The following is a 24,440-nucleotide window of genomic DNA, read 5'->3' as shown; positions in this document are numbered from 1 at the left end:
AGGAGACCTTTCCTCATCACTTCTGACGTATAAATATGTTTATCGGCGAACCGGTGAGTTTCCAGTTGTCGCGTATCTTGTTCTCAAGGAAGCGTCTGTAAGGCTCTTTGATATACTGAGGTAGGTTGGCATAGAAGACAAACGACGGTATCTGCGTGTTCGGCAACTGAGTACAATACTTTATCTTTATATACTTTCCCTTTATTGAAGGAGGCGGATAAGCCTCTATGAGCGGCAGCATCACCTCATTGAGCTTTGATGTTCCGATCTTTGCCTTACGGCTCAGATACACATCCTTTGCCGTCTCCAAAACCTTGAAAATACGTTGCTTCGTAAGAGCCGAGGCGAAAACTATCGGAAAATCGGTAAACGGTGCCATGCGGTTACGTATCGCGTTCTCGAACGTATCGATAACTTTCTGCGTCTTGTCCGCCACCAGATCCCACTTGTTTACCACCACTACAAGCGACTTGTTGTTCTTCTGTATGAGCTGGAAGATGTTCATATCCTGTGCCTCTATTCCCCTCGTGGCATCTATCATAAGAATGCAGACGTCCGAACTCTCTATGGAGCGTATGGAGCGCATTACCGAATAGAACTCCAGATCTTCGGTAACCTTATTCTTGCGGCGTATGCCGGCCGTGTCAACGAGATAGAAGTCGAAGCCGAACTTGTCGTATCTTGTATATATACTGTCACGTGTCGTGCCGGCAATCTCCGTCACAATGTTGCGGTCTTCACCGATAAATGCGTTTATGATACTGCTCTTTCCGGCATTTGGACGTCCCACCACGGCAAAGCGGGGGATGCCTTCCTCTATCTCATCGGTCTTGTCAAACGACAAGGTGTCTACCACTATGTCAAGCAGGTCGCCTGTTCCGCTGCCCGTGGCACTGCTTATGCAGACCGGATCACCCAGCCCAAGCTTGTAGAACTCGGCGGCGGCATAATGTTGATAGTTGTTGTCCGTCTTATTTGCAACAAGCACGACAGGCAGGTTGGAACGCCTCAGGATAAGGGCAACGTCCTCGTCCCAGTCCGTAAGACCTGTCGCAACGTCGACCAGGAAGAGCACAAGGTCTGCCTCTTCCGTCGCTATTATCACCTGCTTGCGTATCTCTTCCTCAAACACATCGTCCGAGTTTACGACCCATCCGCCCGTATCCACGACGGAAAACTCACGCCCGTTCCACTCGCACTTGCCATACTGGCGGTCGCGCGTGGTGCCTGCCTCATCGCTCACAATGGCACGGCGTGTCTTTGTTAGGCGGTTAAAAAGGGTGGACTTTCCTACATTTGGACGTCCGACAATTGCTACTAAATTTGCCATTTGATTTATTTTTAGGTGAAAGGCCGCAGACAGTAAGTATGCCCGGACATGTCTTCACCGGTTGTTTTTAATATTGTCCGACAGTTATCAGCCGTGTTGCGACAACCGCAGCCGTCACATTCTATCGTCTGTACGGCTAATCGGGATTATACCCGAAACTGTCAAGTTCTCTCTTGGAAGAGCGCCAGTCCTTGTCAACCTTTACGAAAGTCTCGAGAAATATACTCTTGCCGAAGAACTTTTCGAGCGCCTTGCGCGCTTCGGTACTCATCTTCTTCAACGCATATCCCTGATGTCCGATGATAATACCTTTCTGCGAATCGCGCTCAACATATATCACAGCATTGATGTGTATGCGTTTTTCGTCTTCCTTGAACGACTGCACGCTTACCTCCACCGAGTATGGTATTTCCTTGTCATAGTAAAGAAGTATCTTCTCACGGATAATCTCGCTGACAAAGAAACGTGCCGGTTTGTCCGTCAGCTGGTCCTTGTCGAAATACGGCGGAGAGTCGGGCAGAAGCTCTTTGATGCGCTTCAGGAGAATGTCGGTACCAAACCTGTTAAGTGCCGATATGGGTAATATATCGGCATCGGGCAGCAACGAGTGCCACTTGGCTACGATGTCACCAAGCTTTTTCTGATCGCTCATGTCTATTTTGTTTATAAGGAGGATGACAGGTATTGTCATTTTCTGTACCTTACCGAGAAAGTCGGCGTTCTTTTCGGGGTTCTCCACAACATCGGTTACATACAGAAGAACGTCTGCATCCTGCAGTGCCGACTCCGAGAATGCCAACATGGACTCCTGTAATTTATAATTAGGTTTGAGCACACCGGGCGTATCGGAGAACACAATCTGCATCTCGTCGGTATTCACTATGCCCATTATGCGGTGGCGCGTGGTCTGCGCCTTGAACGTGGCAATGCTTATGCGCTCGCCCACGAGCTGGTTCATGAGCGTCGATTTTCCAACGTTCGGATTGCCAACTATGTTTACAAAACCTGCCTTGTGCATCTGTTTAAGGTTTTACTTTATATTATATAACAATGTAAGTCTGCTGAAAAAGAACAGCAAGTATCGGGCGTCAGCACGGCTTGCGGTGGCGAAGCCTATTCTTTAATGCGACTGTATCAATTCTTTGATGCAAATATACTAAAAAAATCCGTTTTCCTCAAAAACGCCATATTTTACCTTGTTGAAAATCAAAACAAAAACGTTTATGTCTCATCAAACACCTGCAGGCAACCGAGATGCCGCGACAGAACGTGAAAAGACAAAAGAGACGCACCACATAAAACAACGTGATACGTCTCTTTCGTATTCAACTTGAGTTTCTTCTTATTTGCCCGAACCGGACTTGCATCCGTCGTAAGCCCACTTGTAATACGAAGCTCCGTGTACGAAACCGGCACCGAAAGCCGTCATTATCAGATTGTCACCTTTCTTTAACAAATGCTCGTTTTCCCAAAGCGCAAGCGGTATGGTTGCCGCACTGGTATTACCGAAGTGCTCAATATTGACCATCACCTTGTCCATGGGCAGGTCGAGTCGCTTTGCAACAGCCTCTATGATGCGTATGTTTGCCTGATGAGGAACGACAAATCGTATGTTGTCCTTGTCCAGATTGTTACGCTCTGCTATCAGCGCACAGTCATCGCTCATGCTCGTAACGGCATAACGGAACACTGTGCGACCCTCCTGATAGAGATAGTGCAGACGGTGGTCTACGGTGAAATGTGACGGAGTACATACAGAACCACCAGCCTTTACATGAAGGAAAGGCAAACCTTTGCCATCGGCACGGAAGTAAGAATCCATCACTCCGATGTTTTCTTCCGTAGTACCTTCAACCAATACTGCAGCTGCACCATCGCCGAAGAGTGCGCATGTGCTGCGGTCCTTATAGTCTACGACCGACGACATTTTGTCCGCACCTATGACTATTATCTTTTTATAGCGACCGCTCTGTATCATGCCGGCCGCAACATCGAGAGAATAAAGGAAGCCACAACATGCAGCCCAAAAGTCGAATGCGAAAGCATTCTTCAGTCCGAGCTTTCCGAGAACCACCGATGCCGTTGAAGGGAACTGATAATCGGCTGTCGAAGTGGATACAATCACCGCGTCTATAGAGTCGGGATCGGCTCCTGTTCTGGCAAGAAGCTGCTTGGCAGCCTTGCGCGCCATATATGATGTACCCAGTCCCTCTTCGGTCAGGATGCGGCGTTCTCTGATGCCGACACGCGTCATAATCCACTCATCGTTGGTGTCTACCATTCTGGAAAGCTCCTCGTTGTCAAGGACATAGTCCGGAACGTATCCGCCGATACCTGTGATTATTGCGTTTATTTTCTCCATTATTCAGCCGCTTCCTTTACTATAGCTACTTTTCCTCTGTAATAGCCACATGTAGGACAAACCGTGTGATAAACATAGTAAGCACCACAGTTAGGGCATTTTGCCAATGTTGGAGCTACAGCCTTATCATGAGTTCTTCTCTTAAGTGTACGAGTCTTAGACTGTCTTCTTTTAGGATGTGCCATTTTCTTTTAATCTTTAATTATTGTTTTTAATTTCTCTAATTCACTCCATCGGGGGTCTGTCGCCTGCCCGTCGTTATGTTCCTGAGAGCCTCCGGACATGTACCCGCCAAGCACCTTTACCATTTCCGGGTTGCATTCTCCATCCTCGTGTACATGCTTTATCGGTATGGCAAGGGCTATAAACTCGTAAATGAACCACGACACGTCGACAATGCCTTCGTTTTCATCAACAACAACAATGTCTCCGCCGTCCGTATCGCCGCCTGTCTGCACTGCTTCCACGTCGCCGAAACGCACTATCAGCATGCCGTCGGCAATTATCGGCTGGTCCATATCGTCAAGACACAAGTCGCACGAAACCACAGCCGTACCCTCTGCATGAAACTGCAACTCAAAGCTTCCATGCGTAACGGGACGCACTTCCACTGTTGCCTTGAGGTCGCCGCCTCTCACTTCGGACGCGTCGAGAGCTTCAAAAAACGAGTTATCAAGGTCAAAATGAAAGGTTTCACCACTCTCATCCAACCTATGCAAATCAATTTTGAAAAGCTCTAAATCGCACATTTACAATAGTTTATATGCAAAGTTGTGACATCACATACATGCAGCGATATGCTTGCATGGCTGAAACATGCACATACTTCGGGCTGCAAAGTTACAAATTATTTTTAATTTCTGCACGACAAATGTAAAAAAATCGCTCTTAATTAGTAATTTAGAATGATTTATAAAGATGTGGGATGACAAATTGAAAGACATCCGTCTTTTTCTCGGAGATGACATATCGGTTTCTAAAAGGTGGCATTTCAGGCTCTAAAAGGCGGTCTTTTAGCGTCTAAAAGGGCACCTTTTGGAAGCTAAAAGGTATCATTCTGGTTTTCAAGGGGTTACAGAACGGGATTTTAGATGCAAGGAGATAGAGGGAGACAGGGGAAGATAAAGGGGAGATAAAAGACAAATGTCGAGAGTTATTTGGTAATGATATAAAAGAAGATAAGGGAAGAGATGCGGCTTACGCCACGAGAGATAAAGGAAGATAGTCTTGTATTGAACAGCCCGACATTTGTCTTTTATCTCCCCTTTATCTTCCCCTATCTCCCTTTATCTCCTTATTTACACTTGGTTTTCCTCCGCCCGGTAGGGCTGTACCATGGTGCAGCCGCCGTCATGACGAATGATAAAAGCCATGCGGTTTAGGATACTCCATGGAGCATCCCTACGGGCAAACAGTCTATATCTCCCTACTACATAAACCATTACATATATGAATGTGTACGCGCCCGAATGATATTTTTATATCTCAAAGGCTCGTGTCTCGGTTTTTATTTATACCTTTGCGATAAGATAAGCGGCGTCTCTGCAAGTCAAGCAAGCTTGATTGCGTTCGGCTTGCATTATCTTTGTAAAGTGATGACGCAAACATGCGGGCATACTAAGGTTTGCACGTCACGGAAACAAACTACACCGGAAACACGTTTTTCATTAACTTAAATACTATAATATGAGAAGTAATCCCAACGAGTGTCTTTACTGTACAAACAACGAGACACTGCACAATCTGATGATTGAAATAGCTACACTCAGCGTTTCGAGGGTTTTCCTGTTCAAAGAGCAGACCTACCGCGGACGTTGCCTGGTTGCCTACAAAGACCACGTTAACGATCTTTTCGAACTGAGCGATGACGAACGCAACGCTTTCATGGCTGATGTCACACGCGTTACACGTGCCATGGACAAGGTATTCCACCCTGAAAAGATAAACTACGGGGCATACAGCGACAAGTTGTCGCACCTGCACTTTCACCTGGCACCTAAGTATGTGGACGGTCCCGACTACGGAGGAACATTCCAGATGAACCCCGGCAAAGTTTATCTTACCGACGAGGAATATGCCAAAATGATTGAGGACATCAAGGCTGCGCTGTAATCCGGGCGTGGCTTCTGCGACAGAGCATAAACAAAAGAGACAGGGAAACCGCTGCGTACAGTTGGTGATATGTCACCGAAAGAGTACATACGTAGCGATTTCCCTGTCTCTTTTATATTGTAACCGAACGCAACGCCATTCCTTGGCGACGGAATGACGGATGTCGGAAACTATCGTCCCAACCACACCTCGGGGTTCAGTTTGGCTGTTCCCTGACGCAACTGGAACTGGAGAATGTTGTCGGCCCCGACGGTTCCGAGCACCTGACGTGTGCTTACCTGTTGCCCCTTATGAACACTTACGGTGCGCAGGTTGCAATAGACAGATATGTAGTTGCCGTGACGAACCATGACAAGTTTCGTCCCTCCATATTCGAACACGGCACTCACCTCACCGTTGAAAATAGCCCGTGCACATGCCCCGGCACTTCCGAGGATGTTAATTCCCTTATTGTCGAGTGTCACATTCTTAAGTCCCTCCACTGTGTATTGCCCGAAATGGCTCACAATGCGGTACGAACCTGTTATCGGCATGGGCAGCCGCCCACGGTTGTCTGCAAAACGACGGTTAAGTTCGCGGTCAACAGAACTTACCGACAGTGCCTCGTCAGAACGCGTCTTAGCTTTCGCAACCTCCTTTTCATGGCGCGACTTGTCCACTTCCGCCTTTCTTTCGGCAGCCACACGGTTTGCCTCAGCCTCACGGGCTGCCCTCTCCGCACGTTCTCTTTCCGCACTGCTTTTCTTCTCGGCAGCACGGGCTTCAGCCTTCAGGCGCTCCTCTCTTGCCTTCGCTTCTGCCACTCTGCGCGCGTTCTCACGTGCTGCAGCCTCTGCGGCTGCTTTCTTACGGGCAAGTTCTTCCTCTCTCTTTTTCTTCGCGGCAGCTGCAGCCTCCGCCTTGCGCTTCGCTTCGGCGGCAGCCCTTGCACGGGCTTTCGCCACCTCTATGGCTATAAGACGGTCTATCTGTGCGTTCAGTGCGGCGTCTTTCTTGCGCTGTTCACCGATAATCGACTCTATCGTCTTTTGCTGTTTCTGAAGCGATTTTACCACCTTTTGCTGTTCCGCCTGCTTATCCTGCAATGCCGCATGCTCCTGCTTGCCTTTATAAAGAAGAGTGTTTTTCTGTCCTTTAACCATCTCAAGCTCCTCATGCTTACTGCTCACCTGCCGCTGCTTTGCCTTAAGCATCTCGCCCTGAGCCTGCTGATACGCCGCATATTCACGGACAAAACGCATGCGGCGGTACATCTGCGTGAAGTTGTCTGCACTGAAGATGAACATCAGACGATCCTGCACCGAGCGCTGCTTTGCCATGTAACGCATGGACTTTATATACTTAGCCTTACGGTCGGCGAGCTGCTGTTCGAGAGTGGAAAGCTGCGACTTAAGCAGACTTATGTTTCCTTCTATATGAGTAATGTCATCCTGTATTACATCGATTGATTTCTTGTGACGGTCTATATCGCCGTTTATCGCCATCAGATCTCCGAGCCGTTTCTTCACGTCTGCCCTGTTGGCACGCAGTAACCGTTCCTGTTCCTTTATCTTGCGCTGTACCGCAGCACGCTGGTTCTGCAACCCCTTGATTGATTCGTTGGTATATACCGGCTTCTTACCAACGTTTTTTTTCTTGAGCTTTCCAGTTGCTCTCTGCTTTGTTCCGCCTTTTCTCACGGTGGTTGCAGTACGTTTCTTTACAGTCTGCTTTCTGTTTTGTGCCGGCGTAGAGAGCACAAAAGACAACATAAAAAGTATGGTTAAAAATCTTCTCATTTACAAACTCAAAATTCTCTTCATAACATCGTCAACACCCACTTGCCTGTATTTACCGGATATATTGGTACGCGGTTCCCAGTCTGAGTCCGTATTCAGCGAGTTCATCTGTATGCCCATGCCCATTTTCCTGCCACCTTTCAAGGCGTCGGTCTTCATGTTCAGTATAAGAGAAGATGGGAATTTTTTTGCGCCGAGGGCTTTGAAAGCCGAGTAAGAGCATTCGAGCGATGTGACGCCATGTGTGCCGCTCTTATACGACACGACAACGTTCTTTATCATGCCGCTTGCCTTTTCCGCCGTCCAAAGACAACTCAGCTTGCCTTTCGACAGTTTTATATTATTGTCTGACATGTTATCCGACATCTCGACATCATATATTTTAAGCGATGAATCCTTGACTTTCTGCTCTCCGGGAATAAACAGTTCGTTCCAGAACAGGGCTTGAAGAGCGTAGAAATCTATGCCGTTGTCGCGCAAGAAATCAACCTGACTGTAGTCTGCCTTTATATATTCCTTATTTATACGGTCCATTATAAGAACATAATCCTTTGTAAACTCGAGCCGTCCCGCCTCTATCAACCCCAGCGGAGTGAGCTGTATGCGTATCACGTCGTCCTTTCTCATGTGCAGAGAACCTGCCACAGAGATGTTCTTGGAACCGGAAGAGATATTGAACTTGATTTTAGACGTAATGTTCCGGGCATACGTTGCGTTGTCCAGAACTTTCTGAAGATATTTCATCTTTGCCTGTTCCTTCCTGCCGGAATCTTTTTCCACGCCCGCACCAGAACCTGCACTGCCGGCAATGTTCTTGCCCGAGCCGCAAGAATACATGATAAAAGGTATCGCAACAAGAGCGATACGTATGAGCCACTTATTTGTTTTCATCTTTTATATACTTCTTTTGTCTTATCTTCCTTATAAGCACCTTGCTTTCGCTGCCTGCTTCCTTTGCCTTCCGCCAGTATTCAAGCGCCTTCACGACATCACCGTTCATGGCATGGATATCTCCCGCATGCTCGAGTATAACATCACTTGCGAGAGAGTCGGACGCCACCGCCTGGTCTATATACAATTTCGACTCGGCATACCGCTCCTGCATGAACAGTATCCAGGCATACGTATCCAGATAGGTACTGTTTGACGGTTCTTGTTTCACTGTGCGGTAACTCATCTGCTCCGCCTTTGTCAAATCACCTCCATGAAGACTCAGGAAATAGGCGTAGTTGTTAAGACATCCCATGTTGTCGTCCTTCCATTGCAGACAACTGTCATACGCGGCGAACGCCTTGACATAGTCATCCTTCTTGCAAAGGATATCCCCCATTATGGCATAAAGGTCGGAAACCATGTCAGGATTGGCACCTTTCTTGTCCAAGGACAATCCCTTCCTTACCACATCAAGCGTCTCGTTCTCCATTCCTTTATCCGTATACGCAATGCCAAGGAAGTAATAAAACACCATTTCATCGGGATTATATTCAATTGCCGGACGACAAAGTTCTATCACTCTATCGGCATCCTGCATGCTGAAAGCCTTTCGCACAAGTTCCATGCGCACCGGTGCATAATCCGGGAAATCGGTCAGGAACTTCTCTTCAAAAGCCTGAATGGTATCCTCGGGCATTTTCTTCAAATTAAGATAGGCAAGATACACAGCGGCTATATCCGGTGTTTTCTGCGGCATGTCGAGCATCCTTTCAAGCAGATTGAGCACATACGTACTGTCACCTCCGTTTTTCTCGCTTTCATCGACAATCTGACGAATGAGCGTAACCTTTGTATCAACGGCGTTGTCCGGATTAAACAACATCTTCTCTCGCAACGTTCCGGCAAGCGTATCTTTACCCACAGCCCTGTAATAGTCGAGCATCGACATCTGCGCCATGACATTATCGGGTTCCGCCGCCAACACATCGGCATACTCGCGGTGCGCTCCGTCATTGTCACCGTTCTGCAACAGCCAGTTGCCAATCATCACCCTATAGTTCATATCGTAAGGATGACCGGCGGCAAGTGCTCTCAGCACCTCTATCTCCTTGTCCTTCTTGCCTTGCATCGAGTAAACGTTCATCTTGGCAAGAGCCGTCTGCTCCGTCACGCCGTCCTGCTCTTCAAGTCTTTCAATGGTTCCGATCATGTTGTCATAATCTTTCTCGACACCATACAACTTCAAAAGAATCTGGAGCACATCGGTTCTCGACTGATCGCCGGCATAAAGTTTTTCATATACCTTACGTGCCTCTTTATAGTCGGCAATTCCGATATATGCCACGGCAAGACGTTCCTGGAAAGTGGCATTTTCCGGACGCAACTCGGCAGCACGTTTGATTTTCTGCAATGCCGCAGAGTCTCCGTTCAAGACTCCTTCGTAGCCGGACAAATAATAATATGCCTCCGCCGAATTGGGATTGATGCGAAGACAATTTGACATCAGTTCATAGGCAGCACCATAGTTGCCTTTCATCTGCTGTTTCAAAGCCTCATAATAGAAATATTTGAACCGCAGACTGTCGTTGCGACTGATTTCCGGAAGCGCGGCACGAACAATTTTTGCCGGTTTCACCGATGAACCGACAACATTTGTCCCACCACATCCCTGCAACACGGACACGACAGACAAAACCGCTGCAACATACCCAAAGAACCTGTACATTTATCTTATTAACGTATACATCAAGATATCACAAAATCATAAAAATCACTTCACGCCGGTGTGCCCGTAACCACCTTCTCCTCTTTCCGTGACATCCAGTTCCTCAACAAGAGTAAAATCCGCCTGTCCGTGGCGCGCTATTACCATTTGCGCAATGCGCTCGCCATCGTTCACGACAAAGTCTTCGGAAGACAAGTTTATAAGCAAAACGCCGATTTCACCGCGATAATCGGCATCTATGGTGCCGGGAGAATTAAGCACGGTGATACCGTGCTTAAGAGCCAAACCGCTACGCGGACGCACCTGTGCCTCGTATCCTGCAGGAAGGGCTATATGCAATCCGGTGGGTATTAGCCGCCTCTCCATGGGGTGCAGGACCACCGCATCGTTGATATTTGCCCTTAGATCCATTCCGGCACTTTGCTCTGTGGCATACGCGGGCAACGGCTGATGCCCTTTGTTTATGACTTTAACCTGTATCATTGTCTTGTTTTTAGTTTCATACATGCCTCCGACAGAAAGCCGGAACTTACATATTTAGAATTGCAAATGTAGCCATTTATATTTATATAATTGTATTTTTTAGAGCCAAAATGCAAGAATTTAGCCAAATTTAGACTACTTTTGTGCTGACTGCAAGGCACATATACAATACTCCGCCACAACCGCAAGGCAGATATTGCACAAACAATAATAATGCAAGAAACGAACAAAAATAAAACAAGAAACATCATGAAGTGGGAAAAACTCATATCAAACAAACGTTTGGGACAGGAAGACCGCCACGCCGAAAGGCACGACGACCGCAGCGAATTCAAGCGAGACTACGACCGTCTGATATTCTCCGCCCCGTTCAGACGGATGCAAAACAAGACACAGGTGTTCCCTCTTCCGGGCAGCATCTTCGTGCACAACCGGCTGACACACAGCCTCGAGGTGGCAAGTGTGGGCATGTCGTTAGGCAACGACGTGGCAAACGCGATACTGAAAAAACGTCCGGAACTTGCCGACACGCTGTTTCCTCAAATCGGAACGATAGTAAGCGCCGCATGCCTTGCCCACGACATGGGCAATCCTCCGTTCGGACACTCGGGCGAAAAGGCGATACAGACGTTCTTCACCGAGGGCAAAGGAGCTTTCCTCAAAGGCATGCTCAGTCGCGAGATGTGGAACGACATAACACATTTCGAAGGAAACGCCAACGCGTTCAGACTGCTCGCCCACCGTTACAAGGGTCGACGTGACGGCGGATTTGTAATGACCTACTCCACGCTTGCTTCCATTGTGAAGTATCCCTTTGCATCGGAGTGGACGAGAGATAACCATTCCAAGTTCGGGTTCTTTCACACGGAGAGCGACATTTACAGGAAAATCGCCGATGAATTGGGCATTTTACGCAAATCAACGGAGGGCGAACCGCCGGCATACGCACGTCATCCGCTGGTATATCTTGTGGAAGCAGCCGATGATATATGCTATGAAATAATGGACCTTGAAGACGCCCACAAACTGAAGATAATATCGTTTGAGGAGACCAAAGACCTGCTATTAGGTTTCTTTGACGGCGAAACAAGACAAAAAATAGAGAAACGCATAATCGACGAAGGCATAACCGACGACAGCGAAAAGGTGGTATACATGCGTGCATGTGTAATAGGCAAGCTGGAAAACGAGTGCGCAAACACTTTCATCAAGCATGAGGAAGAAATTCTGAAAGGCTCTTTCGAAGGCTGCCTTACGGCAAACATGGCGGAGCCTATGCAGAACGCATACAGACGGTGCACGGATGTCGCCGTAAGAAAGATATACAAGAGCAAGCCCGTGCTCGACGTGGAACTGAGCGGTTTCAAGATTATGGAGACACTGATGGAGGTAATGACAGATGCCGCCGTGCACCCCGACCGTTTCTACTCACGCCAACTTATAAGTCGGGTGAGCAGCCAGTACGACATAGACTCACCCGACCTTGACACACGCATCATGGCTGTCATCGACTATATAAGCGGCATGACGGATGTATATGCACTCGACGTATACCAGAAAATCAACGGTATAAGTCTTCCGATAATATAATTTACGGGGTGTTGTAACAACCGTTTAAAAGGCATAAAAACGCCTCGAACAGTCCCATCTGTAACACACTGAAAATCAAGATAATACCTTTTACGTTCCAAAAGGGCACCTTTCAGGCTCTGAAAGACCACCTTTTAGAAGCCAATATGCCGCCTTTTAGAAGATGAAAGATTATATATGAGAAGGAGATAGGGGAAGATATGAGGAGACAGAGGGAAATAAAGGACAATAGCCCGGTTGTTTAACCCAAGACCATTGTCCTTTATCTCCCGTGGCGCAAGCCACATATCTACCCTTATCTCCCTATATCTCCCTATAAAGAACTCCCCTTTCAGCTTTCCTTATATATTATGTTATTGGCTCCGGAAGTAATCTTCAGAGCATCGGGATTTTCCTTTATAAACGAGTCTATGTGGCGTATACGCTTCTGTTCAAGTATCTCATCCACGGCTATAAGTATTCCCGTTTCCTCCACATCGCCAAATCCGTAGTTGATAGCCGTACCGAACATCTTCATCGTAGGGCTAAGACTCATGTACGCATTGACCAACGGCGGAATGTTATATCCCATCTTGCGTATCTCTGTATTCAAGATGCGATAGTCCGACTTGAATGTCTTTTCACAGAAAAGAGCCTCCAGTTCGCTGCTATCGGTCTCTATTTTCAGCGGTTTCATCGGTATAATGAGATTTTCCGGGTCGTCAAAATGCTTCTTAAGGAAGTATAGTATCATATCCCTTCCGCGACGTACATACGACGGATACATTGTCATCTTGCCGAAGAAATACTTCACATTAGGCATCACAACGGTAAGCGCACCGAGCCCGTCCCAAAGGTTGTCGAGTGCAAAAAGGCTTTTCGAACCCATTCGCGAACTCTGGTATTCCACCGAAACAAACGAGCGTCCAAGCTCTATCGTACGCGGAAGATATTCTTTCATAAACTTCTCCGAGAAATGAAACATGTGGCTCGTGGCAAGTACCGGCTGCCCGTTGGCATCCACCTCAACGTCGGTACCAAGCAGATAGCGATAGCCTCCGATAATCTCTTCTGCCTCCGGATTCCACACGATGAGCTGCTTGTAACAGTTGTCCATCGTGTCAAAATCATCGATATCCATGCTTTTTCCTGTGCCTCCGCCTGCCTCGCGGAAGGCTATCTCACGCAGACGACCAATCTCCCTCATGACATTCGGCGCGTTATGAGCCGTGATGACATATATCTCGTTATGGCTTTTGTTGGTCATTCGGAGCTGCTTGTCCGGCGTAAGCTCGCTTTTAAGCAGTTCTTTGTCCACAGGTTTAATTATCTCTTGTTCCATCTCTTATTATGAATGTTATTGTCCTATATAAAGAATCTCAAACTAATCTGCCCTTTCACCGGACGCTTTCCACTACAGTCCGTACACCCGTTCGCGCACAAAAGCAGCCCATTCCAACGGTGTTTTCGTCTTGTCGAACGTCTGCCAAGGTATCGGTTTCCCTATTGAAACACGGAATGTCTTATGCACGTTTTTGTACATTTCATCGACAAGAAACAGCATTGCAATATTGAATTTTATGCCTGCCGCCTTACATATATTGGCAAGCCGATAGAAGAAATCGGAGTTCTGCCCTCCAAAGTGTATGGGCACAACATCGCGTTTAGTCTCCACGCTCTTTGTTATAAAAGTCTTCTTCCACTCCAGATCACGTATCTGTCCGTCTATGCGACGCGAGCATATACCTGCCGGAAACATAAGCATATGAGTGTCGCTCTTGAACCCTGCCTCTACCATTGCGGGGAAACTACGGCTCTGACTACCGGTCTTGTTTATCGGTATACACACGGGGGCAAGTCCCGGGAGATTCATCAACAGATCGTTGACAAGATATCTGAAACGCCCGTCGTAATGACGACCGATAATGGCACCGAGCGCCACTCCGTCGATACCGCCGAGCGGATGATTGCTCACAAAGGTATAAAGTCTGCCGTCGTTCTTGTCCGGAAGGTTCTCCAGACCCTCCACCTCAAGATGCATGTCAAGATATCTCACACACTCCTCAAGCCAATCAACGCCCGTAAGATGACGGCTGTCAAAAAGATAACGGTTAACCTCGTCCTGATGAATAATCCTCTTAAGCCAGCTGACAACAGGCTTCGGGACAAGACGCGCCTTATCACCCATCTTGCTCTTCAAGATTTTTTCGATGTCAATCGTTTTCTCTTCAATATTCTTCATATTCCCGTTTAAAAGACATGCAAAAATAAGCCATTTTTTCTAAAACGCCCTCTTTTTAGCCAAAAGATATCTGTTTTTTACACTTTTTACTACAAATATTTGAGAATTTAGCGTCATAAGGTTTCAGGTTGTAAGGCAGACGGGGATGTAAAGAAGTACCGATGCACCATGATAAAGAGCGCTTTTCCGGAACATCCTGCCACATTGCAGGAAAGCACTGCACCCTTGACAAACATCAAAAAATAAGAAAATGCAGTGTGATTTGATATTTTTGTGGAGTAAAGTGGTGAAGTGTGGTGAATTTTAAGTACCTTTGAAGCCACATTCTTTATAAAGATGTACGTATGCGTTTTTTAGGTAACATAGAGGCAAAAACCGACTCCAAAGGGCGTGTATTTCTCCCTGCGACATTCAGAAAAGTGCTGCAGGTGTCGGGAATGGAAAGACTGGTGATGCGAAAAGATGTCCACCAGCCTTGTCTCGTGTTGTATCCCGAAGCGGTATGGAACGAGCAGATGGATCTGCTGCGTTCGCGTCTAAACCGTTGGGACCGCGAGCAGCAAAAGATATTCCGCCAGTTTGTATCGGATGCCGAAGTGGTGACGCTCGACGGAAACGGACGTTTCTTAATTCCTAAAAGATACCTTAAGTTGGCAGACATATCACAGGCGATAAAGTTCATAGGCATGGGCGACACCATAGAGATATGGAGCAACGAAAAGACCGAAGTGCCTTTCATGGAACCGGACGAGTTCGGTATGGCACTGGAAAGGATTATGGACACCGGAAACGTAAATACGGAAATACAATAAAGACACTCTTTGTGAAACACACCGGATTACTTTTTTACAAGAAACTTCATCAAGGACAGACAATATGGCAATCAAAGCTGAAACATATCACGTACCTGTATTGAAAGGCGAAAGCATTGACGGACTGTGCATACGGAAAGGCGGAATATATGCAGATGTGACTTTCGGTGGCGGAGGACACAGCCGCGAAATACTCGCAAGACTGGAAGGAACAGGACATCTGTACAGTTTTGACCAAGATACCGATGCGGAAAGAAACATTGCAAATACAGGAAACGGCATGGATGATACAATGGAAGAGAGGGAGATAACGGCTCCGGAAAACTTTACATTTGTAAGAAGCAATTTCAGATATATAAAGAACTGGATGCGCTATTATGACGTGGAAGGTCTTGACGGACTACTTGCCGACCTCGGAGTGTCAAGCCATCATCTTGATGATGAGACGCGCGGATTTTCTTTCAGGTTCGATGCGCCGTTGGACATGAGGATGAACAAAAGAGCGGGAATGACAGCTGCCGACGTGCTGAACCAATACGATGAGGAAAGGCTGGCAGATGTATTATACCTGTACGGCGAGCTTAAGAACGCAAGGAAAATCGCATCTGCAATAGTAAAAGCAAGGGGTGAAAATCCTGTTGCCACGACACAAGACCTTACGGACATAGCCGCCGCACTGTTCAGCCGTGAGAGGGAGAAGAAAGAAATGGCCAAGCTTTTCCAGGCACTGCGCATAGAGGTGAACCACGAAATGGACGCATTAAAGGAAATGCTGACTGCCGCCGCAGATTTGTTGAAACCCGGCGGACGCCTATCGGTAATCACCTATCACAGTCTTGAAGACCGTATGGTGAAGAACATAATGAAGGCCGGCAATGTAGAGGGCAAGGTGAAGCAAGACTTCTTCGGACGGATAGAAGCACCATTCAGACCGGTAAACAACAAAGTAATTGTGCCGAGAGCAGAAGAACAGGAGCGTAATCCGAGAAGCAGAAGCGCAAAACTAAGAATTGCAGAGAAAGTATGAAAAAAGAGGAAATAAAGGAAAAAAAAGAGCTGGAAGAGTTGAAAATGCGCTCCGAGCTGCAGAATGCCATAAGAGAACAGGCAAGAGAGGACGAGCAGGAGCAATCCAGAAACTTCACACTGCGAAAGATACTCGGCGGCGACTTCCTTACGGCAAGGATGATAAGGCAGCAGATAGGACTGATACTGCTCATCGTCTTCTTCACCATCATCTATATATCAAATCGCTACAGTTGCGACAAGAACCTGATAGAGATAGACCGTCTTAACAAGGAACTGCAGGATGCAAAGTTCAAGGCTTTGTCGAGTTCGAGCGAACTTACGGAAAGATGCCGTGAGAGCAATGTACTGCAAATGTTGAAAAACAACAAGGACAGCACACTGAAAATACCAAGTCAACCACCATATATAATAAACATTCCGGAAAAATGAGCAACCAGTTTGAACGAAAAAAGATAATTCCACGGTATAAGATATTTGCATATCTGATGCTGATAATAGGCATAATAATATTATGCAAGGCACTGTGGATTGCAACGGTGGAACGCGAATACTGGACGCAAGTATCGTCGAGACTGAAGAAAGACAGTGTTGAGATAAGTCCGGTAAGGGGAAACATACTAAGTTGCGACGGAAGGCTGATGGCAAGTTCGCTGCCCGAGTTCAAGTTGTTCATGGACTTCAAGGCGGGAGGAGAGAAGAAAGACTCTCTTTGGAAAGTGAAAGTTGACAGCATCTGCGAAGGACTTCACGAGATATTTCCGGAGAAATCGGCATCCGAATTCAAAGCACATCTTGAGGAAGGACACAAGAAAATGAGCCAGAACTGGCCTATATGGCACAAGCGCGTGCCATACGACATCTATTCGCAGGTAAAAAAACTGCCCGTGTTCAACCTGTCAAAATTCAAGGGGGGATTTCACATAGTAGAGTTTAACGCCCGCCAACGCCCGTTCGGCTCGCTTGCCCGGCGCACCATAGGCGACATGTTCGGTGCAAAGGACACGGCGCGATGCGGTCTGGAACTGTCATACGACTCTATTCTGAGAGGCAAGAAGGGACTGCTGAAACGCCGTAAGGTGATGAACAAGTATCTGAGCATAACCGAAATGGAAGCCATAGACGGAGCAGACATCGTGACGACAATAGACGTCGGTATGCAAGACCTGGCTGAACGCGCAGTGATAGACGAGCTGAGAGAGATAAACGGTAACGTGGGCGTGGCTATAGTAATGGAAGTGCAAACGGGCGACATCAAGGCGATAGTGAACATGACAAAATGTAGCGACGGAGAATACCGCGAAGTGAAAAACAATGCCGTGGCAGACTTGCTCGAGCCGGGGTCGGTGTTCAAGACGGCATCGCTCATGGTTGCCTTGGACGACGGTGTGGTAGACACCACATACATGGTGGAAACCGGCAGCGGCATATGGGATATGTACGGGGCAAAGATGCGCGACCACAACTGGCACAAGGGCGGATATCAGACAATATCGCTTCCAAGGACGCTGGAAGTAAGTTCCAACATCGGAGTGAGCCGAATAATAGATCGTTTCTATGGAAAAAATCCGGAAAAGTTTGTAGAAGGCATCAACCGTCTGGGGCTTTCTGCAAACCTGAATCTGCCGTTAGTGGGAGCAACGGCACCGAGAATACGCATGCCTAAGAAAAACAGCAGAGGACAGTATATAAACTGGAGTAAGACTGCGCTGCCGTGGATGAGTATCGGATATGAGACACAAATTCCCCCTATATCGACACTTACGTTTTACAATGCGATAGCAAATAACGGGAAAATGGTACGCCCCAGATTTGTACAAAGAATTGTCAAAGACGGCGAGGTGATACAGGAATTTCCGACGGAAGTGATAAAGGAAAAGATATGCAAGGAGAAGACTCTGCGCGAAATGCAGACAATATTGGAACACGTCGTCAGCCAGGGACTGGGCAAGAAAGCCGGTTCGCCATCATTCAAAGTTGCAGGAAAAACCGGAACGGCACAGGTCTCAAAAGGTGCCGGGGGCTACAAGACGGGTATGACAAACTATCTACTGAGTTTTGCAGGATATTTCCCGGCAGACGCTCCGAGATACAGTTGCATAGTGTGCATACAGAAGTCGGGACTGCCGGCATCGGGAGGAGGAATGAGCGGACTGGTGTTTCATAACATAGCAGAAGGAATAATGGCACAAAATCTGAAGCTTGACGTTGCAGACGCACGGGACAGCATGTCGATATTCATGCCCGACGTGAAAAACGGCAACATACTGGCTGCGGACTATGTACTGTCGCATCTCGGCATAACCGCAAACAAGAACTGGAGCGGAAGCTATCTCGACGGCAACCCTATATGGGGCACGGCAAAAAGAGAAAAGAATTCCGTGGTATTGGCAAAGGCTCCGGTATATGCCAAAAACGTTGTCCCCGACGTAAGCGGCATGGGGGCAAGAGACGCCGTATATATGCTTGAGACACGAGGCATAAAAGTGCGGATGACAGGAAGAGGCAAAGTGCACGAACAGAGTCTGGCACCCGGACACGTAATAAGAAAAGGTGAGACATGTGTGCTGAAACTGGATTAAGAAAATAAAACGATATACTATGATACTAAAAGATTTACTGAAAGACATCTGCCCCGTATGCATAGAGGGCAATGACTGCATTGACATAACAGGAGTAAACATTGACTCCCGCCGTATAGAGAAAGGGCATCTGTTTGCCGCAATAAAGGGAACACAAACCGACGGGCACCGATATATCGGCAAAGCGATAGAGCTTGGAGCCGCAGCAATACTGTGTGAGAACATGCCGGAACAAAAGGTTGAAGGCGTAACATACATAAAGGTAAATTCTACGGAAGAGGCAACAGGAATGGCTGCCACGGCTTTCTACGGCAACCCGACAGAGAAATTCAAGTTGGTGGGAGTGACAGGAACAAACGGAAAGACAACCATTGCCACCTTATTATATAACATGTTCAGGAAACTCGGATACAAGTGCGGACTGTTGTCAACGGTATGTAACTATATCGAGGACGAAGCAATACCGGCATCGCACACAACCCCCGACCCTATCGAACTGAACAGACTGTTGGGAAAAATGGCAGACAGCGGATGCGAATATGTATTCATGGAGTGCAGTTCGCATGCCATAGCACAGAAGCGTATATCCGGACTGAAGTTCGCAGGAGGTATCTTCACGAACCTTACCCGGGACCACATGGACTATCACAAGACATTCGAGAACTACCGCAACGCCAAAAAGGAGTTCTTTGACAACCTGCCCAAGGGAGCTTTCGCCATAACAAATGCGGACGACAAGAACGGCATGGTGATGGTACAAAACTGCAAGGCAGACGTGAAAACATACTCCACACGCGCCATGGCAGACTTCAAGGCAAAAATTCTTGAATGTCATTTTGAGGGGATGTATCTCGAAATAGACGGCAAGGAAGTGGGCGTTCAATTTATCGGCAAATTCAATGTAAGCAATCTGCTTGCCGTATACGGTGCAGCCATAATGCTGAAACAGAAAGCGGAAGACATACTCGTTGTGATGAGCACTCTTAAAAGTGTAAGCGGCAGACTGGAACCTGTGCACTCGCCGACGGGCGTCACCGCAATAGTGGACTACGCCCACACGCCGGATGCAATAGAAAACGTTCTGAAAGCCATACACGAAGTGATGAACGGCAAGGGACAGATAATAACCGTATGTGGGGCAGGAGGAAACCGTGACAAAGGCAAGCGACCGCTAATGGCACAGGAGGCGGTAAAGCAGAGCGACAAGGTGATCATAACGAGCGACAACCCGCGATTTGAGGAGCCGCAGGACATAATAAACGATATGTTGGCAGGACTTGACAAGGCACAGATGAAGAATGTGCTGAGCATTGCAGACCGCAAGGAGGCGATACGCACGGCATATATGCTGGCGCAGAAAGGAGATGTAATACTTATTGCCGGAAAAGGACACGAAAACTATCAGGAGATAAAGGGCGTAAAACATCACTTTGACGACAAGGAGGTAATAATGGAGATAATGAACGGCTAAGCATGCAACAGACCGTGAATAATCGTCATTAATTAAATATTTTACTTGTAATTTAAACTTAAAAATAAAAATGTTATACTATCTGTTCCGCTTTTTAGAGCAATTCGGAATACCCGGTTCACACGTATGGGGTTACATATCGTTCCGGGCATTGCTGGCAATGATACTTGCTTTGGTGATATCTGCATGGTTCGGAGAGAAATTCATAAAGTATCTCAAGAAGAAACAGATAACCGAAGTGCAGCGCGATGCAAAGATAGATCCGTTCGGTGTAAAGAAGATAGGCGTGCCTTCGATGGGCGGTATCATATTGATCGTAGCCATTCTCGTTCCCGTACTGTTGCTGGGACGCATGCGAAACATATATCTCATACTGATGATTATCACCACAGTGTGGCTGGGATTTCTCGGCGGACTGGATGACTATATAAAGATATTCCGCCACAACAAGGAGGGACTGCCGGGCAAGTTCAAGATAATAGGGCAGATAAGCATCGGTCTGATTGTAGGCATGATGTTGTGGTACAGTCCTGATGCAAAGATAAACGAGAACCTTGCCATACAGAAAAACGACAACCAGGAACTTGTAATAAAACACAGGCAACAGGCAACAAAGTCTCTTAAGACGACAATACCGTTCGTGAAAGGACATAACCTCGACTATGCCGACATTATGTCGTTCTGCGGAAAATACAAGACTGCGGCCGGCTGGATACTGTTTGTGGTGATGACGATAATAGTGGTGACAGCGGTCTCGAACGGTGCGAACCTAAACGACGGAATGGATGGCATGTGTGCGGGAAACTCGGCAATAATAGGCGTGGCGCTCGGAATATTTGCCTATGTGAGCAGTCATATAGAGTTTGCTGCATACCTTAATATAATGTATATACCGGGATCACAGGAACTGGTGGTGTTCTTATGCGCATTCATCGGTGCCCTGATCGGTTTCCTGTGGTATAACGCTTATCCCGCACAAGTGTTTATGGGAGACACCGGCTCACTGACAATCGGAGGAATAATAGCCGTAAGCGCCATAATAATACACAAGGAACTGATGCTTCCGATACTCTGCGGAATATTCTTTGTGGAGAGCCTCAGCGTAATATTGCAGGTGTGGTATGCAAAACTGGGAACGCGCAAGGGTATAAAGCAAAGACTTATAAAGCGTGCTCCGCTTCACGACACGTTCAGAATTACACAGGAACAACTTGACCCGGAGATAAAATATGTATTCAAAAAGCCAAAGAATGTAGTGCACGAATCGAAGATAACAATCCGCTTCTGGATTGTCACAATACTTTTGGCGGCACTGACAATAATAACATTAAAGATAAGATAAGGAAAGATATATGGGAAGAATTGTCATATTGGGAGCCGGCGAAAGTGGAGCCGGAGCTGCCGTACTTGCAAAGAAAGAAGGATTCGACGTATTTGTTTCGGATATGTCGATGATAAAAGACAAATACAAGGAACTTCTTGACAGCCATGGTATAGAATGGGAGGAAAAAGGACATACAGAGGAAAAGATACTGAATGCCGATGAGATAATAAAAAGCCCCGGCATACCGGACAATGCCCCGATAATAAAGAAATGCGTGGCTAAGGGCATCGGCATAATAAGTGAAATAGAGTTTGCAGGAAGGTATACTACGTCCAAGATGATATGTATAACTGGTAGCAACGGCAAGACAACGACAACTTCGCTGATATACCATATATTCAAAAACGCCGGATATAACGTGGGACTGGCAGGCAACATAGGCAAAAGCCTCGCACTTCAGGTGGCTGAAGACCCGCACGAATATTACATAATAGAAATCAGCTCGTTTCAGTTGGACAATATGTACAACTTCCGTGCCAACATTGCCATTCTGCTTAACATAACCCCGGATCACCTCGACCGCTACGACAACTGCATGCAGAACTATGTCGACTCGAAGATGAGGATAATACAGAACCAGACAAAGGACGACACGTTCATATACTGGAACGATGACCCCATAATAAAAAGGGAGTTGAAAAAGTATAACATAAAGTCTGTACAATGCCCTTTCTCCGACCTTAAAGAGAAAGGTTCAATTGCATACATAGAGGAAGGAGAGTATAAAATAGAAGTGCCGACACCGTTCAACATGGAACAAGAAGCACTGAGCCTGACGGGAAAACATAATATATACAACTCGCTCGCAGCCGGCATTGCATCAAGGGTTTCAGGCATAAAGAAAGAAGACATACGCAAGAGCTTAAGCGATTTCCCAGGCGTGGAACACCGTCTGGAGAAAGTGACGACCGTAAGGGGGGTTCAATATATCAACGACTCGAAAGCCACTAACGTAGACGCATGCTGGTATGCGTTGGAAAGCATGAAGACACCTACAATCCTTATAATAGGAGGAAAAGACAAGGGCAACGACTATAACGCGATAAAAGAACTTGTAAAGAAGAAATGCTGCGGACTGGTTTACCTTGGTGCCGACAATGCAAAGCTGCACAATTTCTTTGACGGAATGGGCATTCCGGTACGCGACACACACAGCATGAAAGAATGTGTAGAGGCATGTTACGAAATGGCAAAACCCGGCGAGACGGTGCTGCTAAGCCCGTGCTGCGCAAGCTTCGACCTGTTCAAGAACATGGAAGACAGGGGTGAGCAGTTCAAGACACTGGTAAGAAACTTATAAAGACAGAACCGGAAGAAATCAAGACATAATGAACGAAAATGCAATAAGCAACAAACTGAAAGGCGACGGCATCATCTGGATGGTGTTCTTCTTTCTGTGCATCATAAGCATAATAGAGGTATACAGCGCATCAAGCGGACTCACCTACAAGGGAGGATACTACTGGGGACCTGCACTGAAACATACCTCTTTCCTGCTGATAGGCGTATGCTTCATGGTCGGCGTAATGAATATAAAGTGCAAATATTTTAAGATAATAACACCATTTGCACTTCTATTGTCGATGATAATGCTTATTATGGTGCTTGTATCCGGACACGCTGAAAACGACGCAACACGCTGGCTGTCGCTGTTCGGAATAAAGTTTCAGCCGTCAGAACTGGCTAAAGGCTCTCTCATTCTGGCAGAAGCACAGATACTGAGTGCCATGCAGACAAAGGACGGGGCCGACCCTCGCGCATTCAGATTTATATTGTTCATCAGCATTCCGACGATAATGCTCATCTTCTTTGAGAACTTTTCAACCGCCTTTCTGCTTGGCACGGTAGTTGTGATGATGATGATAATAGGCAGAGTGCCCGGAAAGCAGATCGGAAGACTTGTCGGAATAGTGGTTCTTGCCGGTGCAATGGCTGTCGCTGCGGTAATGATTTTCGGCACGGACAAGCAAAAAGAGAAGAACAGCACGACAAATACCGTGCTTGTAGAAAATGCGGACAAGAATGCCAAAAAGAGCGAAAAGAGCGCACTCAGCAAGGTTACGCACCGCTTTGACACATGGAAAACGCGTATAGACAAGTTCATTGACAACGAGTATGTGGCACCGAACGACTATGACTTGGACAATGACGCGCAGGTGGCTCACGCCAACATTGCGATAGTTTCGTCGAACATTGTGGGCAAAGGACCGGGAAACTCTGTTGAACGCGATTTCCTTTCACAGGCATTCTCCGACTTCATATATGCCATTGTCATAGAAGAAATGGGCATATTAGGGGCATTTGTGGTGTGCATGCTGTATATAATACTGTTATTCCGCACTGCAATCATCGCAAACAGATGTGCAAACACGTTCCCCGCACTGCTTATCATGGGCTTTGCCTTGCTTCTGGTTACTCAGGCAATGTTCAACATGGCTGTGGCGGTAGGACTGGCACCGGTGACCGGACAGCCGCTTCCGCTAATCAGCAAGGGCGGAACATCAACGATAATGAACTGTGTATATATTGGTATTATATTAAGTGTAAGCTACTCTGCCAAGAAAAACGACAGCACGGAAAGCAATACCCCGGTGACCGTTAAAGCAAAGACGGCATGACATAAAATGTAA

At 47.0% G+C, this 24,440-nt stretch carries 22 protein-coding genes; 10 read left to right on the top strand and 12 right to left on the bottom strand.

Annotated features, from left to right (window positions below; genetic code table 11):
• Nucleotides 1-16 precede the first annotated feature (16 nt).
• The 6 genes from der to HPS54_RS00830 form a co-directional block, all read right to left on the bottom strand.
• Nucleotides 17-1,330 (bottom strand): ribosome biogenesis GTPase Der, encoded by a 1,314-nt coding sequence (gene der, locus HPS54_RS00855; RefSeq protein WP_172343603.1) that lies wholly within the window; start codon nucleotides 1,328-1,330, stop codon nucleotides 17-19.
• 136 nt (nucleotides 1,331-1,466) lie between these two features.
• A complete protein-coding gene (era, locus tag HPS54_RS00850) occupies nucleotides 1,467-2,348 on the bottom strand; it encodes a GTPase Era (RefSeq protein ID WP_172343602.1) in 882 nt (293 codons plus the stop codon).
• Between the two features lie 324 nt (nucleotides 2,349-2,672).
• Entirely contained in the window at nucleotides 2,673-3,692 is a 1,020-nt protein-coding gene (locus tag HPS54_RS00845) for a beta-ketoacyl-ACP synthase III (RefSeq protein WP_172343601.1), read from the bottom strand.
• Nucleotides 3,692-3,877 carry a 50S ribosomal protein L32 gene (gene rpmF / locus HPS54_RS00840; protein WP_172343600.1) on the bottom strand — a complete coding sequence of 62 codons (186 nt, stop codon included), beginning with the start codon at nucleotides 3,875-3,877 and terminating at the stop codon, nucleotides 3,692-3,694. Before rpmF ends, HPS54_RS00845 begins: the two co-directional genes overlap by 1 nt.
• Nucleotides 3,878-3,883: 6 nt before the next feature.
• Complete coding sequence (locus tag HPS54_RS00835) at nucleotides 3,884-4,441, bottom strand: YceD family protein (protein ID WP_172343599.1); 558 nt, start codon at nucleotides 4,439-4,441, stop codon at nucleotides 3,884-3,886.
• Nucleotides 4,442-4,990: 549 nt separating this feature from the next.
• Complete coding sequence (locus HPS54_RS00830; RefSeq protein WP_172343598.1) at nucleotides 4,991-5,134, bottom strand: hypothetical protein; 144 nt, start codon at nucleotides 5,132-5,134, stop codon at nucleotides 4,991-4,993.
• Between the two features lie 244 nt (nucleotides 5,135-5,378).
• Here HPS54_RS00830 and HPS54_RS00825 point away from each other — a divergent pair, with 244 nt between their 5' ends.
• Nucleotides 5,379-5,804: an HIT family protein gene (locus HPS54_RS00825; RefSeq protein ID WP_172343597.1), complete on the top strand. Its 426-nt coding sequence runs from the start codon at nucleotides 5,379-5,381 to the stop codon at nucleotides 5,802-5,804.
• Nucleotides 5,805-5,974: 170 nt separating this feature from the next.
• On the opposite strand, the gene HPS54_RS00820 is transcribed toward HPS54_RS00825, so the two are convergent.
• From HPS54_RS00820 to dut, 4 genes are read right to left on the bottom strand one after another with little or no spacing between them, the layout of a single operon-like run.
• Nucleotides 5,975-7,582, bottom strand: coding sequence for a murein hydrolase activator EnvC family protein (locus tag HPS54_RS00820; RefSeq protein ID WP_172343596.1), 1,608 nt, complete (start codon nucleotides 7,580-7,582; stop codon nucleotides 5,975-5,977).
• Entirely contained in the window at nucleotides 7,583-8,473 is an 891-nt protein-coding gene (lolB1, locus tag HPS54_RS00815; protein ID WP_172343595.1) for a lipoprotein insertase outer membrane protein LolB1, read from the bottom strand.
• Nucleotides 8,460-10,241 (bottom strand): tetratricopeptide repeat protein, encoded by a 1,782-nt coding sequence (locus tag HPS54_RS00810; RefSeq protein WP_253951898.1) that lies wholly within the window; start codon nucleotides 10,239-10,241, stop codon nucleotides 8,460-8,462. The genes lolB1 and HPS54_RS00810 overlap by 14 nt, the downstream gene beginning before the upstream one ends.
• Nucleotides 10,242-10,286: 45 nt before the next feature.
• Complete coding sequence (dut, locus tag HPS54_RS00805) at nucleotides 10,287-10,724, bottom strand: dUTP diphosphatase (RefSeq protein WP_172343594.1); 438 nt, start codon at nucleotides 10,722-10,724, stop codon at nucleotides 10,287-10,289.
• Nucleotides 10,725-10,973: 249 nt separating this feature from the next.
• On the opposite strand from dut, the gene dgt reads away from it, so the two are divergent.
• A complete protein-coding gene (gene dgt / locus HPS54_RS00800; protein WP_172343593.1) occupies nucleotides 10,974-12,314 on the top strand; it encodes a dGTP triphosphohydrolase in 1,341 nt (446 codons plus the stop codon).
• A 331-nt stretch (nucleotides 12,315-12,645) separates the two neighbouring features.
• Here the strand turns inward: dgt and glsB are convergent, their stop codons facing one another.
• Entirely contained in the window at nucleotides 12,646-13,635 is a 990-nt protein-coding gene (gene glsB, locus HPS54_RS00795; RefSeq protein ID WP_172343592.1) for a glycine N(alpha)-acyltransferase GlsB, read from the bottom strand.
• A gap of 72 nt (nucleotides 13,636-13,707) precedes the next feature.
• Nucleotides 13,708-14,535, bottom strand: coding sequence for a lyso-glycine lipid O-acyltransferase GlsA (glsA, locus tag HPS54_RS00790; protein WP_172343591.1), 828 nt, complete (start codon nucleotides 14,533-14,535; stop codon nucleotides 13,708-13,710).
• A gap of 344 nt (nucleotides 14,536-14,879) precedes the next feature.
• On the opposite strand from glsA, the gene mraZ reads away from it, so the two are divergent.
• From mraZ to HPS54_RS00750, 8 genes are all read left to right on the top strand, one after another.
• Nucleotides 14,880-15,347 (top strand): division/cell wall cluster transcriptional repressor MraZ, encoded by a 468-nt coding sequence (gene mraZ / locus HPS54_RS00785; protein ID WP_172343590.1) that lies wholly within the window; start codon nucleotides 14,880-14,882, stop codon nucleotides 15,345-15,347.
• Between the two features lie 64 nt (nucleotides 15,348-15,411).
• Nucleotides 15,412-16,374, top strand: a complete 963-nt coding sequence (gene rsmH / locus HPS54_RS00780; protein ID WP_172343589.1) for a 16S rRNA (cytosine(1402)-N(4))-methyltransferase RsmH — start codon at nucleotides 15,412-15,414, stop codon at nucleotides 16,372-16,374.
• The gene (locus HPS54_RS00775) at nucleotides 16,371-16,805 is read left to right on the top strand and encodes an FtsL-like putative cell division protein (RefSeq protein WP_172343588.1); all 435 of its coding nucleotides are present in this window, start codon (nucleotides 16,371-16,373) and stop codon (nucleotides 16,803-16,805) included. The genes rsmH and HPS54_RS00775 overlap by 4 nt, the downstream gene beginning before the upstream one ends.
• Nucleotides 16,802-18,955, top strand: a complete 2,154-nt coding sequence (locus HPS54_RS00770; RefSeq protein ID WP_253951897.1) for a penicillin-binding protein — start codon at nucleotides 16,802-16,804, stop codon at nucleotides 18,953-18,955. Before HPS54_RS00775 ends, HPS54_RS00770 begins: the two co-directional genes overlap by 4 nt.
• A 19-nt stretch (nucleotides 18,956-18,974) precedes the next feature.
• Entirely contained in the window at nucleotides 18,975-20,426 is a 1,452-nt protein-coding gene (locus HPS54_RS00765; RefSeq protein WP_172343587.1) for a UDP-N-acetylmuramoyl-L-alanyl-D-glutamate--2,6-diaminopimelate ligase, read from the top strand.
• Between the two features lie 70 nt (nucleotides 20,427-20,496).
• Nucleotides 20,497-21,768 (top strand): phospho-N-acetylmuramoyl-pentapeptide-transferase, encoded by a 1,272-nt coding sequence (locus HPS54_RS00760; RefSeq protein ID WP_172343586.1) that lies wholly within the window; start codon nucleotides 20,497-20,499, stop codon nucleotides 21,766-21,768.
• Between the two features lie 10 nt (nucleotides 21,769-21,778).
• Nucleotides 21,779-23,110 (top strand): UDP-N-acetylmuramoyl-L-alanine--D-glutamate ligase, encoded by a 1,332-nt coding sequence (gene murD, locus HPS54_RS00755; protein ID WP_172343585.1) that lies wholly within the window; start codon nucleotides 21,779-21,781, stop codon nucleotides 23,108-23,110.
• 28 nt (nucleotides 23,111-23,138) lie between these two features.
• Nucleotides 23,139-24,428 (top strand): FtsW/RodA/SpoVE family cell cycle protein, encoded by a 1,290-nt coding sequence (locus HPS54_RS00750; RefSeq protein WP_172343584.1) that lies wholly within the window; start codon nucleotides 23,139-23,141, stop codon nucleotides 24,426-24,428.
• Nucleotides 24,429-24,440 lie beyond the last annotated feature (12 nt).

Origin of the sequence: Xylanibacter caecicola (assembly GCF_013166515.1) — a bacterium.
In the GTDB taxonomy this organism is placed as follows: Bacteria; Bacteroidota; Bacteroidia; order Bacteroidales; family Bacteroidaceae; genus Prevotella; species Prevotella caecicola.
This window is presented reverse-complemented; position numbering and strand designations above follow the sequence as displayed.

Excerpts from the sequence above, each read along its gene's own strand:
- der (WP_172343603.1), bottom strand. The coding sequence starts at position 1,330 with ATGGCAAATTTAGTAGCAATTGTCGGACGTCCAAATGTAGGAAAGTCC.
- era (WP_172343602.1), bottom strand. The coding sequence starts at position 2,348 with ATGCACAAGGCAGGTTTTGTAAACATAGTTGGCAATCCGAACGTTGGA.
- HPS54_RS00845 (WP_172343601.1), bottom strand. The coding sequence starts at position 3,692 with ATGGAGAAAATAAACGCAATAATCACAGGTATCGGCGGATACGTTCCG.
- rpmF (WP_172343600.1), bottom strand. The coding sequence starts at position 3,877 with ATGGCACATCCTAAAAGAAGACAGTCTAAGACTCGTACACTTAAGAGA.
- HPS54_RS00835 (WP_172343599.1), bottom strand. The coding sequence starts at position 4,441 with ATGTGCGATTTAGAGCTTTTCAAAATTGATTTGCATAGGTTGGATGAG.
- HPS54_RS00830 (WP_172343598.1), bottom strand. The coding sequence starts at position 5,134 with ATGGTTTATGTAGTAGGGAGATATAGACTGTTTGCCCGTAGGGATGCT.
- HPS54_RS00825 (WP_172343597.1), top strand. The coding sequence starts at position 5,379 with ATGAGAAGTAATCCCAACGAGTGTCTTTACTGTACAAACAACGAGACA.
- HPS54_RS00820 (WP_172343596.1), bottom strand. The coding sequence starts at position 7,582 with ATGAGAAGATTTTTAACCATACTTTTTATGTTGTCTTTTGTGCTCTCT.
- lolB1 (WP_172343595.1), bottom strand. The coding sequence starts at position 8,473 with ATGAAAACAAATAAGTGGCTCATACGTATCGCTCTTGTTGCGATACCT.
- HPS54_RS00810 (WP_253951898.1), bottom strand. The coding sequence starts at position 10,241 with ATGTACAGGTTCTTTGGGTATGTTGCAGCGGTTTTGTCTGTCGTGTCC.
- dut (WP_172343594.1), bottom strand. The coding sequence starts at position 10,724 with ATGATACAGGTTAAAGTCATAAACAAAGGGCATCAGCCGTTGCCCGCG.
- dgt (WP_172343593.1), top strand. The coding sequence starts at position 10,974 with ATGAAGTGGGAAAAACTCATATCAAACAAACGTTTGGGACAGGAAGAC.
- glsB (WP_172343592.1), bottom strand. The coding sequence starts at position 13,635 with ATGGAACAAGAGATAATTAAACCTGTGGACAAAGAACTGCTTAAAAGC.
- glsA (WP_172343591.1), bottom strand. The coding sequence starts at position 14,535 with ATGAAGAATATTGAAGAGAAAACGATTGACATCGAAAAAATCTTGAAG.
- mraZ (WP_172343590.1), top strand. The coding sequence starts at position 14,880 with ATGCGTTTTTTAGGTAACATAGAGGCAAAAACCGACTCCAAAGGGCGT.
- rsmH (WP_172343589.1), top strand. The coding sequence starts at position 15,412 with ATGGCAATCAAAGCTGAAACATATCACGTACCTGTATTGAAAGGCGAA.
- HPS54_RS00775 (WP_172343588.1), top strand. The coding sequence starts at position 16,371 with ATGAAAAAAGAGGAAATAAAGGAAAAAAAAGAGCTGGAAGAGTTGAAA.
- HPS54_RS00770 (WP_253951897.1), top strand. The coding sequence starts at position 16,802 with ATGAGCAACCAGTTTGAACGAAAAAAGATAATTCCACGGTATAAGATA.
- HPS54_RS00765 (WP_172343587.1), top strand. The coding sequence starts at position 18,975 with ATGATACTAAAAGATTTACTGAAAGACATCTGCCCCGTATGCATAGAG.
- HPS54_RS00760 (WP_172343586.1), top strand. The coding sequence starts at position 20,497 with ATGTTATACTATCTGTTCCGCTTTTTAGAGCAATTCGGAATACCCGGT.
- murD (WP_172343585.1), top strand. The coding sequence starts at position 21,779 with ATGGGAAGAATTGTCATATTGGGAGCCGGCGAAAGTGGAGCCGGAGCT.
- HPS54_RS00750 (WP_172343584.1), top strand. The coding sequence starts at position 23,139 with ATGAACGAAAATGCAATAAGCAACAAACTGAAAGGCGACGGCATCATC.